13 protein-coding genes are annotated in these 17,026 nt (G+C 61.9%); 10 read left to right on the top strand and 3 right to left on the bottom strand.

The window, feature by feature from the left end:
• Positions 1 to 150 precede the first annotated feature (150 nt).
• The 3 genes from H6X51_RS10870 to H6X51_RS10860 all read right to left on the bottom strand — a co-directional run bounded on the left by H6X51_RS10870 (position 151) and on the right by H6X51_RS10860 (position 6,023).
• Complete coding sequence (locus H6X51_RS10870) at positions 151 to 1,494, bottom strand: MFS transporter (RefSeq protein WP_185267547.1); 1,344 nt, start codon at positions 1,492 to 1,494, stop codon at positions 151 to 153.
• Between the two features lie 253 nt (positions 1,495 to 1,747).
• The gene (locus tag H6X51_RS10865; RefSeq protein WP_185267546.1) at positions 1,748 to 2,665 is read right to left on the bottom strand and encodes a response regulator transcription factor; all 918 of its coding nucleotides are present in this window, start codon (positions 2,663 to 2,665) and stop codon (positions 1,748 to 1,750) included.
• Positions 2,652 to 6,023, bottom strand: a complete 3,372-nt coding sequence (locus H6X51_RS10860) for a hybrid sensor histidine kinase/response regulator (RefSeq protein WP_185267545.1) — start codon at positions 6,021 to 6,023, stop codon at positions 2,652 to 2,654. The genes H6X51_RS10865 and H6X51_RS10860 overlap by 14 nt, the downstream gene beginning before the upstream one ends.
• A gap of 430 nt (positions 6,024 to 6,453) precedes the next feature.
• On the opposite strand from H6X51_RS10860, the gene urtA reads away from it, so the two are divergent.
• The 10 genes from urtA (at position 6,454) to H6X51_RS10805 (ending at position 17,024) form a co-directional block, all read left to right on the top strand.
• Complete coding sequence (urtA, locus tag H6X51_RS10855) at positions 6,454 to 7,644, top strand: urea ABC transporter substrate-binding protein (protein ID WP_235991309.1); 1,191 nt, start codon at positions 6,454 to 6,456, stop codon at positions 7,642 to 7,644.
• Positions 7,645 to 7,728: 84 nt separating this feature from the next.
• Positions 7,729 to 8,655, top strand: coding sequence for an urea ABC transporter permease subunit UrtB (gene urtB / locus H6X51_RS10850; protein ID WP_185267543.1), 927 nt, complete (start codon positions 7,729 to 7,731; stop codon positions 8,653 to 8,655).
• 12 nt (positions 8,656 to 8,667) lie between these two features.
• Positions 8,668 to 9,831, top strand: coding sequence for an urea ABC transporter permease subunit UrtC (gene urtC, locus H6X51_RS10845; RefSeq protein WP_185267542.1), 1,164 nt, complete (start codon positions 8,668 to 8,670; stop codon positions 9,829 to 9,831).
• The gene (gene urtD, locus H6X51_RS10840; protein ID WP_185267541.1) at positions 9,828 to 10,577 is read left to right on the top strand and encodes an urea ABC transporter ATP-binding protein UrtD; all 750 of its coding nucleotides are present in this window, start codon (positions 9,828 to 9,830) and stop codon (positions 10,575 to 10,577) included. The genes urtC and urtD overlap by 4 nt, the downstream gene beginning before the upstream one ends.
• 12 nt (positions 10,578 to 10,589) lie before the next feature.
• Positions 10,590 to 11,279, top strand: coding sequence for an urea ABC transporter ATP-binding subunit UrtE (urtE, locus tag H6X51_RS10835; protein ID WP_185267540.1), 690 nt, complete (start codon positions 10,590 to 10,592; stop codon positions 11,277 to 11,279).
• Between the two features lie 39 nt (positions 11,280 to 11,318).
• Positions 11,319 to 12,365: an aliphatic amidase gene (locus tag H6X51_RS10830; protein ID WP_185267539.1), complete on the top strand. Its 1,047-nt coding sequence runs from the start codon at positions 11,319 to 11,321 to the stop codon at positions 12,363 to 12,365.
• A gap of 132 nt (positions 12,366 to 12,497) precedes the next feature.
• Positions 12,498 to 13,550, top strand: coding sequence for an AAA family ATPase (locus H6X51_RS10825; RefSeq protein ID WP_185267538.1), 1,053 nt, complete (start codon positions 12,498 to 12,500; stop codon positions 13,548 to 13,550).
• Between the two features lie 105 nt (positions 13,551 to 13,655).
• Positions 13,656 to 14,888 (top strand): formamidase, encoded by a 1,233-nt coding sequence (fmdA, locus tag H6X51_RS10820; protein WP_185267537.1) that lies wholly within the window; start codon positions 13,656 to 13,658, stop codon positions 14,886 to 14,888.
• Positions 14,889 to 14,894: 6 nt separating this feature from the next.
• Complete coding sequence (locus tag H6X51_RS10815) at positions 14,895 to 15,263, top strand: FmdB family zinc ribbon protein (RefSeq protein ID WP_185267536.1); 369 nt, start codon at positions 14,895 to 14,897, stop codon at positions 15,261 to 15,263.
• Positions 15,264 to 15,791: 528 nt separating this feature from the next.
• Positions 15,792 to 17,024: an ImmA/IrrE family metallo-endopeptidase gene (locus H6X51_RS10805; protein WP_328795661.1), complete on the top strand. Its 1,233-nt coding sequence runs from the start codon at positions 15,792 to 15,794 to the stop codon at positions 17,022 to 17,024.
• The last annotated feature ends 2 nt before the right edge of the window (positions 17,025 to 17,026 follow it).

Below are 17,026 nucleotides of genomic sequence, written 5' to 3'. Positions count from 1 at the left end.
TGGTCTCCTCCCATCTCCTTTCGTTATCAATAGATGTTTAGCATCTATCCTCTGGCGCATCGCGACGCCGTAGAGGGGGAGGGAGGAGACCATCTTATCGAGCGCCTGCTCGACGACGGGCTTTGGCTCTGCCGGGATCAGGCGTGGCGTTCAGTTGTTCAGCGCTGCCGCTTCCCGAACCTGTGTGGAATCAGCGCGCGACTGGTTGACCAGGGTCACCGCCGCCGCACCGAACAGCCCTGCCACGGCGATGGCCATGAAGTTCTGCTCCAGCGGCAGGCTCAGCGAGACCAGCCAGCCGATCAGGATCGGCGCCACGATTGCGCCGATGCGGCCCACGCCGGAGGCGAAGCCGACGCCGGTCGAGCGAATCGACAGCGGATAGAAGTCACCGGCATAGGCATAGGCCAGCAACTGGGTGCCGAGTGTCGAGGCACCAACGATGAACACCATCAGGAACAGCAGGCCGGTCGAGCGGGTAAAGCCCAGCACGGTCAAGGCCACGGCACCGATCAGGTAGAAGACCACCAGCACATGCTTGATATTCAGCCGGTCACTGAGCCAGCCACCGCCGACCGCACCGACGATGGCGCCGATGTTGAACACGATCACGAAGTTCAGTGCCGAGCCGAGGCTGAAACCGGCCATGGCCATCAGCTTGGTCAGCCAGGAATTGAGGGCGTAGACCATGAACAGGCCGGTCATGAAGGCGGTCCAGATCATCACCGTGCTGAAACCGCGGCCCTCGCGGAACAGGTTGCGCACCGGCGTATCCTGCTTGGTCGCGGTTGCATCCAGCCCGACGAACACGGTCTGCTGGCTCACGGCCAGTTGCGGTTCGATCTTCTGCACAATCGTCCGCAGCTCCTGCTGACGGCCTTTCTTGAGCAGGAAGGTCATCGATTCGGGCATGCTCTTGAGAATGAAGGGGATCAGCAGCACCGGCAGGCCGGCCATATAGAACACCGACTGCCAGCCATGGCTTTCGATCAGTTGCTTGCCGGTCAGGGCCACCAGAATACCGCCCACCGAATAACCGGCAAACACCAGGGTCACCAGCCGGGCACGCAACTTGGCCGGGGAGAACTCGCTCATCTGCGCGGTCATCACCGGCAACACGCCACCGATGCCCAGGCCGGCCAGAAAGCGCGTGATACTGAAACTGACCGGGTCGCTGGTCAGGCCCGAGGCGGCCGTGAACAGGCTGAACAACGCGACGCAGATCGCGATCATCTTCGGCCGGCCTATGCGGTCGGCCAGCGTCCCGAGGAACATGGCGCCCAGCATGGTACCGAGGAGCGCCGAACCGGCCATGATCCCGGCGCTGGTGGCATCGACACCCATATCGTCCATGATCGCAGGCAGCGCCGCCCCGACCACGGCCAGATCGTAGCCGTCGATTATCAGGATGAGCACACACCAGAACAGAATGAGTCCGTGGAAACGGTTGAATTTCGACTTGCCGGTAAGCTCGTACACGTTCACCGATTGCATAGTTGTACTTCCTTTATCTTGTTCTTGTTGTTGAGCCTGTAGGCCCTTTTTTTTCAGGTGCACGCGCCTGCCGCCTCAGTTGCTGGAGGCAGTGCGTCGAATAGCGATGATTGTGTCGCGCTGGATGACGCGCCCCATGGCGGGGCGAGCGGCACCTGAATGTCACCCATAGTAGGGCGGCGGGCTTGGCGATCAATGTTCGGAAAGATCGATTTGCCTGACCGGTTTGGACAGTGGCGGCGAGTTCCCAGGCTCAGAACCGCGCCAGGCACCTGATCGCCGCGGCAGCTGCCGCCGTGCGGTTCTCTACCCCGAGCTTGCGAAATACCTGCTCCAGATGCTTGTTCACCGTGCGCGGACTCATGTCGAGGATCTGGCCGATCTCGCGATTGGTCTTGCCGTTGGCGATCCACAGCATCACATCCGCCTCACGACCGGTCAGGCCGAGGGCATCACGCAGGCGCACACTGGCATCCGAACTGCGCGGGTCGTCTATCAGGCGCAGCAGGTTTTCCTGGGCGGAGACGCGCGCCAGGAACTCGATCGACGGTCCGTCGGCACCGGCCCGCTGCGGCGCCAGATGATGCCCCGGCTGCGGCTGATGGTCCAGCCAGATGCCCAGCTCATCAGCCAGCAGCGCCAGATCCTCGGCCTGGCCATAACCGGCCTGATGCAGCCGCTGATGCACCTGTGGCGTGGCCCACAGCATCTGCCCACCCTGATCCACGGCAAACAGATACTGGCCGGTCTGGTCCAGCGCCTGGCGGGCGCTCTGGGCGATGCGGGCATTGGCCAGATGAACCTGCATGCGGGCGATCAGCTCGTCTGCGTTGATCGGCTTGGTGACGTAGTCGACACCGCCGGCGTTCAGGCCCATGACCACATGCTCGGTGTCGCTCAGCCCGGTCATGAAGATGATCGGCACGTCCGCCAGTGCGGGATTGCGCTTGAGCTGGCGGCAGGTTTCGAAACCGTCCATGTTCGGCATCATGGCATCGAGCAGCACGATATCCGGGGTGATATTGCGGCTGATGTTCAGCGCCTGGGCGCCTTCCAGCGCCACCAGCACGGTCATGCCGGCATGTTCCAGCACGTCGTTGAGCATGCGGATGCTGTCGAGTGCATCATCGACGATCAGTACGGTATCGCTGAGAGAGTTACGGGTATTCATGGTCGTTCACCTGAAGGCGCTGGCGTATGGCGTCGAACTGGAAGGCCTCGGCCAGGCGGATCAACTCGCTGTAGAAAGCGGCATGTGTGGCGTCCTGCTCGCGCAACTGGTACAGCGCCTCGAGCAGCCCCTTGCGGTGGCCAATATCGGCCAGCCCGCGCAGTTGCTGCGGGGTGACCGGCGGTGCGGCAGTGGAGGCGATCAGCTCCGGCTGGGGCGCGACGCCGGCATGGTGCCAGCGCAATTCGAGCAGTTGGCCGATCTGTTCCAGCAACGGGTTGAGTGGCACCGGCTTGATGAAATAGCCATCGTGCAGCCCCGACTTCTGTAATTGGCCGCCATCGGCGGCATCGGCGGAAAGGATGATGACCGGCGCCTTGCAACCCTCGCCGCGCAACTGTTGCAGCAGACTCCAGCCGTCCAGGCCGGGCATGTTGAGATCGAGCAGAATCAGGTCCACGCGCTGGCTGCGCACCCGTTCGGCGGCCAGCAGCGGGTTGCCCAGGGTGGTGACCTGGAAGCCGAGCGGCGTGAGCAGGCTGTTCATCAACTGGCGGTGCGAGTCCTCGTCATCGATCACCAGAATGCGCCTGGGCTCACCGGCATAGCCGCGTGGCGGCTGGCTGGCCGGCAGTTCGCCACGGCCCGCGCCACGGGTGCTGGACAACAGCAGGGCGACCTTGAACTGGCTGCCCTGCCCCAGCGTGCTCTGCACGCTGATATCGCCGCCCATGATATCGCACAGCAATCGGGTGATGGTCAGCCCCAGGCCGGTGCCAAAGGCGGTGGAGCCGGGATGGCGCACCCGTTCGAAGGGCTGGAAGATACGCTCGAAATCCTCGCTGCGGATACCTTCGCCGGTGTCCTTCACGGTGAACTCGGCGACCCCGCTGCGGTAGCCCACGGTCAGGCTGAGCCCGCCACGCTCGGTGTACTTGATGGCGTTGGACAGCAGGTTGATGAGGATCTGGCGCAGGCGCTTTTCATCGGTGCGCACCCAGCGCGGTAAGCGGTCCGGGCAGTGGAAGTGGAAGGCCAGGCCCTTGTCCTCCGCCTGCAGGCGGAACATGTTGACCAGTTGATCGAGCAGCAGGTCGATGCGTACCTCGCTCAGGTTCAATTCCAGCCGGCCGGCTTCGATCTTGGAGATGTCCAGCAGCCCTTCGATCAGATCGGCCAGGTATTCACCGCTACGGCGAATCACCGTCAGCGCCGGCCGGCGCTGTTCGGGCATCTGCGGGTCCTGCTCCAGCAGCTGGGCATAGCCGAGCACCGCGTTGAGCGGCGAGCGCAATTCATGGCTGATGCCGGTCAGGTAGCGGCTCTTGGCCTGATTGGCCGCTTCGGCCTGCTCCTTGGCCTCCTGCAGGGCGCGGTCGGTTGCCTTGTGCGCGCCGATTTCCTCCAGCAGCAGGCGGTTCTGCCGGTTCGACTCCTCCTGCGCCACCCGCCGGCTTTCATGGGCCAGCACGAACAGCCAGCTGATCACCCCGGTGATGATCAGCAGGATGAAGAACACCTTCCACAGGGTGGTACCCAGCAGCGCCTGGGCCTGGGTGTCGGCGTCGATGAACGGGGTCTGGTAGTAGATCAGCGACAGCATCAGCGCGGTCAGGCCGTTGATCATCAGCAACAGGCCGAGAAAATGCCCGACCCGCGAGCCGACCCGCGGCATCAGCCGCTCCGGCAGCAGCAGGCGCAGCAAACCGCGCAACTGGCTGGCATAGTCGGCGCCCGGCTTGCAGTAATCGCCGCAGCGCACATCCAGCGAGCAGCACAGCGAGCAGATATGCCCACCATAGGCCGGGCAGTGGGTGATGTCCTCGGTCTCGAAGCGGTTCTCGCAGATGCAGCAAGCCAACCGGCCGTCGCTCTCCGGCTGGATGCGAATCACCTGGCGCGCCAGGTAATAGCGGCCGCTGGTCAGCCAGGCGATCAAGGGCGCGGTCACCAATGCCGTGCCCAGCGCGATGAAGTGCGCCAGGGCGCGCGGCACCTCGCCGAAGGCACCGGTAAAGCAGAGCATGCCGACCAGGGTGGCCAGTAGCATGGCACCCACGCCGACCGGGTTGATGTCGTGCAGGTGCGCGCGCCTGAATTCGATATGTGACGGCGACAGGCCCAGCGGCTTGTTGATCACCAGATCGGCGACCAGTGCGCCAGCCCAGGCAGTGGCGATGATGCCATAGTAGCCGAGGGTTTCCTCCAGCGCGCGGTAGACGCCCAGCTCCATCACCAGCAGGGCGATGCTGACGTTGAACACCAGCCACACCACCCGGCCGGGGTGGCTGTGGGTCAGCCGCGAGAAGAAGTTGGACCAGGCAATCGAGCCGGCATAGGCGTTGGTGACGTTGATCTTGACCTGGCAGATGATGACGAAGATACCGGCCAGCGCCAGCGCCACCTGGGGTGAGCTGGTCAGGTAGCCGAAGGCGACCATGTACATGCGCGTGGGGTCGGCGGCCTCCTCCAGAGGGATGGCGTGGTGGAGCGCCAGCACCGCGAGGAACGAGCCGGCCAGCAGCTTGCACACGCCGATCAGCACCCAGCCGGGGCCGCCCGCCATGACCGCCGCCCACCAGCGCAGGCGCCGGCCCGCCTCGGGCTCGGGAACGAAACGCAGGAAGTCGACCTGCTCGCCGACCTGCGCCACCAGTGCGAACATCACCGCCGCTGCGGCGCCGAACATCAGCAGGTTGACGCCGTGCTCCGGGCCGCTGCCGGGCTCGGTACCGGCGAACTGGGTCCAGTCCTCCACCGCACTGACGTTCAGGTAGATGATGAACACGAACGGCAGCAGCTGCAGCACCAGCCACAACGGCTGGGTCCATAGCTGGAAGCGGCTGATCAGGGTGATGCCATGGGTCACCAGCGGGATGATGATCACCGCGCAGAGAATGTAGCCGACCACCAGCGGCACGCCGAACAGCAGCTCCAGGGCCATGGCCATGATCACCGCTTCCAGGGCGAAGAAGATGAAGGTGAAGCTGGCGTAGATCAGCGAGGTGATGGTCGAGCCGATATAGCCGAAGCCGGCGCCACGGGTCAGCAGATCGCTGTCCACGCCGTAGCGGGCGGCGTAGTAGCTGATCGGGATGGCAGTGAGGAAGATCACCGTACATACCGCCAGGATCGCCGCCACCGCATTGTTGAATCCGTAGTGCAGGGTGATGGCGCCGCCGATCGCCTCCAGTGCGAGGAACGAGATCGCCCCCAGGGCGGTGCCCGCCACCTTCGCCCCGGACCAGCGCCGGGCGCTCTTGGCGGTGAAGCGCAGGGCGTAATCCTCCAGCGTCTCGTTGGCCACCCATTGGTTATAGCTGCGACGCACACGGAAGATGTGTTGTCTGGCGGTCATCCTGCTCCCCTCGATGCCAGATGCGGTGACACTGGCTTGCTGGCGTGCACCTTCGCGGTGCAGGCACGATCTGGACGAGCCCCGAATCCGCCCTCCCCGGCCGGACCCAGGGCTCTTTCCAATACCCATGCCAGATATATGCCAGTGCGCTGCCCGCTGGTGCTCCTACCCCCGTTTGCCGGTATCCGCCATGCGTCAAATGACGTAGGCGGCTGGGGTATTTGTCGAATGGGCAGCTTGGCGAGGGCTGCGCAGAATGCGAGACGTGGGCGCTGTGGCTGTCACCGGCCCTGCCACCGGTGACAGCAATTCAGAAGGATCAACCGATAACGAGGAAGCATCTATGGATCATTCCAATGACTCCAAGCCGTTCAAGCAGACACGCCGCAAGTTTCTCTCCACCACTGTCACGGCGATCACCGCCGCGGTGATGATGGCGAGCATGCCGATGACCATACAGGCTGCGGCACCCGCCACCGCCGAGGTCAATACCACCGGCCTGGCGGTCACCGATAACACCGTGAAGGTCGGCATCCTGCACTCGATCACCGGCACCATGGCGATCAGTGAGGAAGGCTCGGTACAGGCGGAGATTCTCGCCATCGAACAGATCAACGCCATGGGGGGTGTGCTCGGGCGCAAGATCGAGTACATCCAGGAAGACGGCGCCAGCGACTGGCCGACCTTCGCCGACCGCTCCAACAAGCTGCTGCGCCAGGACAAGGTAGCCGCGGTGTTCGGCTGCTGGACCTCGGCCTCGCGCAAGGCGGTGCTGCCGATCTTCGAACGCTACAACGGCATGCTCTACTACCCGACCTTCTACGAGGGTCTGGAGCAATCGCCGAACGTGATCTACACCGGCCAGGAAGCCACCCAGCAGGTACTTGCCGGGTTGGACTGGGTAGCCGAGGAAAAGGACGCCAAGACCTTTTATCTGATTGGCTCGGACTATATCTGGCCACGCACCTCGAACAAGATCGCCCGAACCCACATCGAACAGCATCTGGGTGGCCAGGTGGTCGGGGAGGATTACTTCCCGCTCGGCCATACCAGCTTCAACTCGGTGATCAACCGTATCCGCCTGCGCAAGCCGGATGTGATCTTCGCCTCGGTGGTCGGTGGCTCCAACGTGGCCTTCTACCGCCAGCTCAAGGCCGCCGGCCTGGACATGACCAAGGAAGATTTCACCCTGCTGACCATCTCGGTCACCGAGGATGAAGTCCTCGGTATCGGTGGTGAGAACATCGCCGGCGCCTATGCCTCGATGAAGTATTTCCAGAGCCTGCCGAACGAAAACAATGAAGCCTTCGTCAAGGCCTTCAAGGAGCGCTGGGGTGCCGATGCGGTTATCGGTGACGTGACCCAGGCCGCCTACCTCGGGCCCTGGCTGTGGAAGGCCGCGGTCGAAGCCGCTGGCTCCTTCGATGTCGACAAGGTGCGTGCCGCCTCGCCGGACATCGAGCTGACCACCGCGCCGGAAGGCTACGTGCGTATCCACGAGAACCATCACCTCTGGTCCAAGGGCCGCATCGGCCACGCCCAGCGCGACGGTCAGTTCAAGGTTGTCCACGAGACCGAAGAGCTGATGGAACCCGATCCGTTCCCCGCCGGTTACCAGTAACCCTGCCCCGGCCCGCACCCTTCCGGGTGCGGGTCTGGCACCAGCGGTGCCGCCATCCCTGTTCATATCGCCGGAGGAAGGACCATGTTCTCTGATTTCTCTGCCGCCGAGCTGTCCGCGATCTTTGCCATGCAGGGGTTTGCCGGTCTGATTCTGTTTGCGGTGTTTGTTCTCATGGCCCTGGGCCTGGCCATCATCTTCGGCCAGATGGGGGTCATCAACATGGCGCATGGGGAGTTCATGATTCTCGGTGCCTACGTCACCTACATGACCTCCAATCTGTTCGCCAGTCACTTTCCCCAACTGTTCGGCTCGTATTTCCTGTTCGCCATCGTCTTCGCCTTCTTCGCCGCGGCGCTGCTCGGGGCCCTGGTGGAATGGAGCATGATCCGCTTCCTCTATCACCGCCCGCTGGACACCCTGCTGGCGACCTGGGGCCTGAGCCTGATCATGCAGCAGACCTACCGCTCGATCTTCGGCGCCCGTGAGGTCGGCGTGGTGATCCCCGATTGGCTGATGGGCTCCTACCAGCTCACCGACATGATCGAGGTGCCGATCAACGGCCTGTTCGTCATGGTCCTGGCGGTCCTCGCCACCCTGTTCGTCGCTGCCCTGATGTACCGCTCGCGCTGGGGCAAACAGGTGCGCGCGGTGGTGCAGAACCGCCCCATGGCCGGTGCCGTTGGCATCAATACCGCGCGGGTCGACCGCCTGACCTTCGCCCTCGGTTGCGGCATCGCCGGGGTCGCTGGCAGCGCCTTCACCATGATCGGTTCCACCGGCCCGAGTTCCGGCCAGCTGTATATCGTCGACACCTTCCTGGTGGTGGTGTTCGGTGGCGCCGGCAGCCTGCTCGGCACCGTAGCCTCGGCCTTCAGCATCTCGCAGTCGCAGTCGATCCTCGAGTTCTTCATGGGCGGCTCGATGGCCAAGGTTCTCACCCTGCTGGTGGTGGTGATCATCCTGATGTTCAGGCCGCAGGGTCTGTTCAGTCTGAAAGTACGGCGCTAGGAGGAATACCGCATGCCTTTTTCATCCTTCAAGGACTACATGCCGCGCCAGGATCTGCTCGCCTTCGTGGTGCTGGCGCTGCTGCTGGTAGTGATACTGCCGCTGACGCTCGATGTGATGCGTCTGAACCAGACCGGCAAGTTCCTCAGCTTCGCCTTCGTCGCCGTCGGCCTGGTGCTGTGCTGGGGTTACGGCGGGATTCTCAGTCTCGGCCAGGGAGTGTTCTACGGTCTGGGTGGCTACGCCCTGGCCATGTACCTCAAGCTGGAGGCCTCGACCCCGGAGAACACCCGCATCCAGACCACGCCGGGCATTCCCGACTTCATGGACTGGAACCGCATCACCGAACTGCCGTGGTTCTGGGAGCCCTTCTACAGCCTGACCTTCAGTATTCTGGCAGTGGTGGTGGTGCCGATGATCGTCGCCTACCTGATCGGTCTGGCGATGTTCAAGCGCCGGGTCGGCGGGGTGTACTTCGCCATCATCACCCAGTCGATCGCTGCCATCCTGACCATCCTGATCATCGGCCAGCAGGGCCTGACCGGCGGGGTCAACGGCATCACCGACCTGCGTACCCTCAAGGGCTGGAACATCCACACCGACTCGGCCAGCTATGCGCTGTACTTCGTCTGCGTGGCGCTGCTGTTCGCCTGCCTGCTGATCGCCCAGTACATCCGCCGCAGCAAGACCGGACGCATCCTGGTGGCCATGCGCGGGCAGGAGGACCGGGTGCGGTTTTCCGGCTACGACATCGCCAACTTCAAGATCTTCGTGTTCTGCATCGGCGCCGCCTTCGCCGGGATCGGCGGGGCCATGTTCACCCTGCAGGAAGGCTTCATGTCGCCGAGCTTCGTCGGTGTGGTGCCGTCGATCGAAATGGTCATCTTCTGCGCCGTCGGTGGCCGGCTGTCGCTGATCGGTGCGGTCTACGGCGTGCTGCTGGTCAGCGTGGCGAAGACCGTGTTCGGCGAGAACTTCCCCGAGCTGTGGCTGTTCGCCATGGGCCTGATCTTCATCGGCGTGGTGCTCGGCCTGCCCAACGGCATCGCCGGCCTGTACGCCACCTACGTCGGCCCGCACGTGGATCGGTTGCTGGACCGGATCTTCGGCAAGCAGACCCCGTCGGAGCAGACGCAGCCCCACCTTGAATCCAACAGCCAGGGAGCCACCCCATGAGCGGATCCAATACCGACTTCATCCTCGCCGTGGAAGGTCTGACGGTGTCCTTCGACGGTTTCAAGGCGGTCAACGACCTGAGCTTCTATGTCGATCAGAACGAAATCCGCGTGATCATCGGCCCCAACGGCGCCGGCAAGACCACGGTGCTCGACCTGATCTGCGGCCGCACCAGGGCCACCGACGGCTCGATCCGCTTCCGCAACCGCGAGCTGACCCGGCTCAAGGAACACCAGATCGTCAAGGCCGGGGTCGGCCGCAAGTTCCAGAATCCCTCGATCTATACCGACCTGACGGTGTTCGAGAACCTGGAGATTTCCTACCCCAGCGGACGCGGCGTGTTCGGCAGCCTGGCGTTCAAGCGCGACGCCGAGGTGATCGCACGGATCGAGGAAGTCGCCGGGCGCATTTTCCTCTCCGAACACCTGAACACCCAGGCCGACCTGCTCAGCCATGGCCAGAAGCAATGGCTGGAGATCGGCATGCTGCTGATCCAGAAACCGGAGCTGCTGATGCTCGACGAGCCGGTGGCCGGCATGTCGGTCACCGAACGCCAGCAGACCGCCCTCCTGCTCAGGGAAATCGCCAAGGAGCACACCATGATCGTGATCGAGCATGACATGCAGTTCGTCGCCGAGATCGCCGACAAGGTCACCGTACTGCATCAGGGCAAGATCCTCGCCGAGGGCTCGCCGGAGAAGGTCAAGGCCGACCCCAAGGTCATCGAAGTCTACCTGGGACATTGAAAGGAGCAGCACATGTTGAACGTATCCGATTATTCAGTGGCCTACGGACAGAGCGAAATCCTGCGCAAGATGAACTTCAGCGTCGGCAAGAACGAAATCGTCGCCATCATGGGTCGTAACGGCATGGGCAAGACCACGCTGATGAAATCGCTGATGGGGGTGATTCCCAGCCAGGGCGGCAGCGTCAACCTGGACGGCAAGGAAATCACCGGGCTCAAGAGCCACGAGCGGGTCAAGGCCGGGTTCGGCTTCGTGCCCCAGGGGCGGATGATCTTCTCGACCATGACCGTCAGGGAGAACATCGAGACCGGCCTCACCGTGACCGGTCGGCGCAGCGTGCCCGACGACCTCTACGACCTGTTCCCGGTGCTGCTGGAAATGCGCTCGCGGCGCGGCGGCAACCTGTCCGGCGGGCAGCAGCAACAACTGGCCATCGCCCGCGCGCTGGCCAGCGATCCCAAGCTGCTGCTGCTCGACGAGCCGACCGAGGGCATCCAGCCATCGATCATCAGCGACATGGCCCGCACCCTCAAGACCATCCGTGATCAGCGCGGCCTGTCGATCATCGTCTCCGAGCAGGTACTCAAGTTCGCCCTCGATATCGCCGACCGCATCCTGGTGATCGAGAAGGGCGAGATCGTCCACGAGGAGCTGCGCGCCACGGTCGACGAGGCCAAGGTCGCCTCCTACCTGGCCGTATAAAGCGGCCCAAGACAACCCACCCCACGAGAGGAGAACGCCATGCGTCATGGTGACATATCAAGCAGTAACGATACCGTCGGTGTTGCCGTAGTCAATTACAAGATGCCGCGCCTGCATACCCGCGAACAGGTATTGGAGAACGCGCACCGGATCGCCGACATGATCCGCGGCATGAAGCTCGGCCTGCCGGGCATGGACCTGGTGGTGTTTCCGGAATACAGCACCATGGGCATCATGTACGACAACGACGAAATGATGGCCACCGCCGCCAGCATCCCCGGCGACGAAACCGCGATCTTCGCCCAGGCCTGCCGCGACGCCAACACCTGGGGCGTGTTCTCACTGACCGGCGAGCGCCACGAGGAACACCCGCACAAGGCGCCCTACAACACCCTGGTGCTGATCAACAGCGAAGGCGAGATCGTCCAGAAATACCGCAAGTGCATCCCCTGGTGCCCGATCGAAGGCTGGTATCCCGGCGACACCACCTACGTCAGCGAAGGGCCCAAGGGCATGAAGATCAGTCTGATCATCTGCGACGACGGCAACTACCCGGAAATCTGGCGCGACTGCGCGATGAAGGGCGCCGAGCTGATCGTCCGTTGCCAGGGCTACATGTACCCGGCCAAGGACCAGCAGGTGATGATGGCCAAGAGCATGGCCTGGGCCAACAACTGCTATGTGGCGGTGGCCAACGCCAGCGGCTTCGACGGGGTCTACTCCTACTTCGGCCACTCGGCGATCATCGGCTTCGATGGCCGTACCCTGGGCGAGTGCGGCGAAGAGGACATGGGCATCCAGTACGCCCAACTGTCGATCTCGCAGATCCGCGACGCGCGCGCCAACGACCAGTCGCAGAACCACCTGTTCAAACTGCTGCACCGTGGCTACACCGGCATGTACAACTCCGGCGACGGCGACAAGGGCGTGGCCGACTGCCCGTTCGACTTCTACCGCACCTGGGTGATGGATGCCGAAAAGGCCCGCGAACAGGTCGAAGCCATCACCCGCAGCACCGTGGGCGTGGCCGAGTGCCCGGTTGGCGAGTTGCCGGTGGAGGGCAAGGAGAAAAGCGCGGGCGCCTGAGCCGCGCTGGATCGCCACGGCCTTCGGCCTCGCGATGACGGGGGGGCGTTACGGTGCCAGGCTCCCGTTCTCCGTCATTGCGAGGCCGAAGGCCGCGGCAATCCATTCGCTACCACAGACAAGGACAAGCCCATGCCCTTCGCCAATGAACGCATCACCGCCAACCGCGAACTGCTGGCCCAGCGCCCACTCACCACCGGCCTGCGCCAGACCCGCTTCACCTTCGACCCAACCCAGGTCATGACACGCCTGAGCGCCCGCATCATCGGCCAGGACGACGCCCTGCAATCCATCGCCGGCCTGTTGCAGGTAGTACGCGCCGACATCAGCCCGGAACACCGCCCACTCGGCGTCTGCCTGCTGATGGGCCCCACCGGCACCGGCAAGACCGAAACCGTCAGGGCGCTGGCCGAGGCCATCCATGGCAGTGCCGATACCCTGTGCCGGATCGACATGAACACCCTCAGCCAGGAACACTACGCCTCGGCCCTGACCGGCGCGCCGCCGGGCTACGTCGGCAGCAAGGAAGGCCACACCCTGTTCGATGCCGACAAGATCCGCGGCAGCTACAGCAAGCCCGGCATCGTGCTGTTCGACGAACTGGAAAAGGCCAGCCCGGAGGTCATCCGCAGCCTGCTCAACGTACTGGATGCCGGCCTGCTGACCCTGCCGGCGGGCAACCGCCAGATCGACTTCCGCAATAGCCTGATCTTCCTCACCAGCAACCTCGGCGCCGCCGAACTGGCCCGTTACCACGGGCGTTTCCGCCACGGCTGGCGGCGCCTGCTGCAACCGCACAGCGGCCGCGAACAGCAGATACTGGAGCAGGCCCTGCACCAGCGTTTCGACCCGGAATTCATCAATCGCATCGACCATATCCTGCACTACCAGCAGTTGCCGGCGGACCAGACCGATGTGTTGCTGGAACTCGAACTAATGAAACTGCATCGGCGCCTCGAGCCGCACCAGGCCAGCCTCGAAATCACCGCCGAAGCCCGCCGCTGGCTGTGCCGTGACTACGACCCGCGCTTCGGCGCCCGCGACCTGGCGCGCCGGGTACGCCATGAGCTGGCCCCGGCCCTGGCCTGCGCCCTGCTGGACGAACCCGAAGCCCGGCGTTTCAGCGCCGAGCAGGTGGCCGGCGGCATCCAGGTCCAGGCGCTTGATGATGCCTACGTCAAATGACGTAGGCGGGGGTGTCATTTCACGAATGGTCGCCACCCTGCCCTTGCCCGATAGTGACCACGTGGATTTCAACCCTGAACCCATCTGTCCCGAGGAGTTGTGACAATGGCTGACACCATTATCAAGATCGACCTGAGCAAGCCCCCCTACGAAAACGACATGGTCCACAACCGCTGGCACCCGGACATCCCCCTGGTGGCCACGGTCAAGCCCGGCGATGACTTCATTCTCGAATGCTACGACTGGACCGGCGGCCAGATCGCCAACAACGACAGCGCCGACGACGTGCGCGACGTGGACCTGACCCAGGTGCATTTCCTCTCCGGCCCGATCGGCGTCGAAGGCTGCGAACCCGGCGACCTGCTGGAAGTGGACATCCTCGACATCGGCACCTTCGCCGAAAGCCAGTGGGGCTTCAACGGCTTCTTCGCCAAGACCAATGGCGGCGGCTTCCTCACAGAACACTTCCCGGATGCGCAAAAATCCATCTGGGACTTCAACGGCATGTTCACCAAATCCCGCCATGTACCCAACGTCGAATTCCCCGGCCTGATCCACCCCGGCCTGATCGGCTGCCTGCCCTCCAGGGAAATGCTCGAAGAGTGGAACAAACGGGAAAAGGAACTGTTCGAAACCGATCCCGAACGTGTACCCGGCCTCGCCAACCTGCCCTACGCCGACACCGCGCACATGGGTCGCCTGGCCGGCGAAGAAAGGGCCAAGGCCGCCGCCGAAGGCGCCCGCACCGTACCGCCACGCGAGCATGGCGGCAATTGCGACATCAAGGATCTGTCCCGCGGCTCCAAGGTCTACTTCCCGGTTTACGTCAAAGGCGGCGGCCTGTCGGTCGGCGACCTGCACTTCAGCCAGGGCGACGGTGAAATCACCTTCTGCGGCGCCATCGAAATGGCCGGCTGGATTCACCTGCGGGTCAACCTGATCAAGGACGGCATGGCCAAGTACGGCATCAAGAACCCGATCTTCAAGCCCAGCCCGATCAAACCGCGTTACGACGACTACGTGATCTTCGAAGGCATCTCGGTCGACGAGCAAGGCAAGCAGCACTATCTGGACGTGCACATCGCCTACCGCCAGGCCTGCCTCAACGCCATCGAATACCTGACCAAGTTCGGCTACACCCCGGCCCAGGGCTACGCACTGCTCGGCTGCGCACCGGTGGAAGGACATATCAGCGGCGTGGTCGACGTGCCCAACGCCTGCGCCACCCTGTGGCTGCCAACCGACATCTTCGACTTCGACATCAACCCCAACGCCAACGGACCCGAGAAGAAGGTTACCGGGGGAATGGACGTACCGCTGTCGAAAGACAAGGAGTAACCGCACATGCCCTTGTACGACTACAAATGCCAGGACCATGGCCTGTTCCATGCCCTGGCGACCATGGACGAGTTCGACAAACCACAGCCCTGCCCGCAGTGCGGCGTAATGTCAGCCAAGGTGATCATGCTGCCAAGCCACCTGTTCAAGGTAGACGACAGCGAGCGCAAGGCCCGGGACAGAAACGAAAAGGCCATGCACAGCCCGATCCTGTCCACGCCCGACTACCGCGCCGAAGAACAGGCCCGGCACGAGCACAAGCACGGCAAGGGCTGCGGTTGCGCGCATCAGAAACTGGGTAAGTCCAAGCTGTTCTGGACGGCTAACGGGGAGAAGATGTTTCCTTCGGCGAGGCCTTGGATGATTAGTCATTGAGGTGGTTTACCCTATAACCGAGGCCCCGTGATGCGGGGCTTTGGTGTTTCTGGAGGTATGCGCGAGGTTAGACGGCTGCTAGCGGCCAGAAGTGGACTGAGAAAAATGGCTGTTCCTTAAGCTTGGAGTCGTCTACGAAACCCGGTGTGATTCAGCCTTTTTTCATTTTATGCCTCCCAAAGTACAAAAATCACACCAATTTATGAATTTCCCATATTGGGACCTTGCGACGCTGCTCGACCTGATGCATAATATTCCCAAATTGGGAAAAGAAGCCATGCGACTGTTAGGAAGAGACAAATTACAAGACCTCTTGCGTGCCGATGAAACGGTGCGTACTTGGGTATGCGCATGGGTCACAGAGCTAACAACCGCGAACTGGAAACAGGCCGCAGATGTGAGTCACCAATTCCCGAGCGTGCGACGGTCCGACCAGGGCCACTTCATTTTTCCTATCAGTAACTGTACCAAAGAGGTTTTTCTGCAAATTGCATTCCAACAAGGCATTGCCGTTATCACGGACTTACAGTGAATACAGAAATTATGATGGAAGCTAAGGTAATTCGCACAGAGGAGCAGTATGCCGCATACCTTGATGAGGTCCAATCTCTAATTTCCGAAGGTCCAGAACTGAACTCGAAAAAGAGCGAGCGGCTGGAACTGCTTACGGTACTCTTGGAAACGTATGAGAACTCAAAGTACCCGGTAGAGAGCCCGGACCCTATCGACGCAATCCTGTTTCGTATGAATGAAAAGGGCTTGAAGCAAGCTGACCTTGTACCCTATTTCGGAACAAGTAGCCGTGTATCTGAAGTGCTTAATCGTAAGCGCCCTCTAACCGTCCAAATGATCCGGGCATTGACTATTGGGCTTGGCATTTCTGCGGATACCCTAGTAGGTGCCTCACTTCCTGACTCACCTGCGGCTAAGAGGAATGTAGACTGGTCGAAGTTCCCTATCAAGGAAATGGCCCGCCGGGGTTGGATCGAAAATGTTGGCAAAGCAGCAAAGGATAGCATTGAAAATCTGGTTAAAGGATTCATATCCGATGCCGGCCTGCAGTTTGGTGCGGCGTCTTTCCGAAAAACTTTTTATGGGGAAGCAGAAACACCAACTTCAAGGTATGCGCTCTATGCTTGGTTGGCCCGAGTTATTCAGAAAGCGCGTTACAAGAAAGACCGTCTGGTTGAATACGATGCAAATGTACTCTCCGCAAGTTACTTGAAAGAACTGGCACAGCTTAGCCGTTTTGATGCAGGGCCTTTGCTCGCAATTGAGCAGTTAGAAAAATCAGGTATTGTTGTTGTTATCGAGCCAGCCCTAAAAGGCACATTGCTGGACGGAGCAGCGTTAAAGGATGTTGACGGGACTCCGATTATTGGCCTCACATTACGGTATGACCGGCTAGACAATTTTTGGTATACCCTCATTCATGAAGTCGCACATATATGGAAGCATGTGACAGACGGGGATGCCTTTCTTGATGATCTCGATGCGTCGTCTGAAGATCGACGTGAGGCTGAGGCAAACCGGCTAGCACGTGAAGCCTTTATCCCTCGGGCTCAGTGGCGTAGAAGCGAGGCGTACATATCGCCAAGCAAAGAATCAATTGAAAAATTCGCCAAAGAACTTAAGATTTCTCCAGCAATTATCGCTGGCAGATTCCGAAGGGAATCGGGAAATTATGGCCTGTTCTCCGACTTGGTGGGACAGAATCAAGTACGCATGTTGTTTCCCTCCACCGAGGATTGTGAGGCTTAGTT

The organism is Halopseudomonas xiamenensis (assembly GCF_014219065.1).
Classification (GTDB): domain Bacteria; phylum Pseudomonadota; class Gammaproteobacteria; order Pseudomonadales; family Pseudomonadaceae; genus Halopseudomonas; species Halopseudomonas xiamenensis.
The sequence above is the reverse complement of the archived record's forward strand: the minus strand, read 5'-3'. Positions and strand labels throughout refer to the sequence as shown.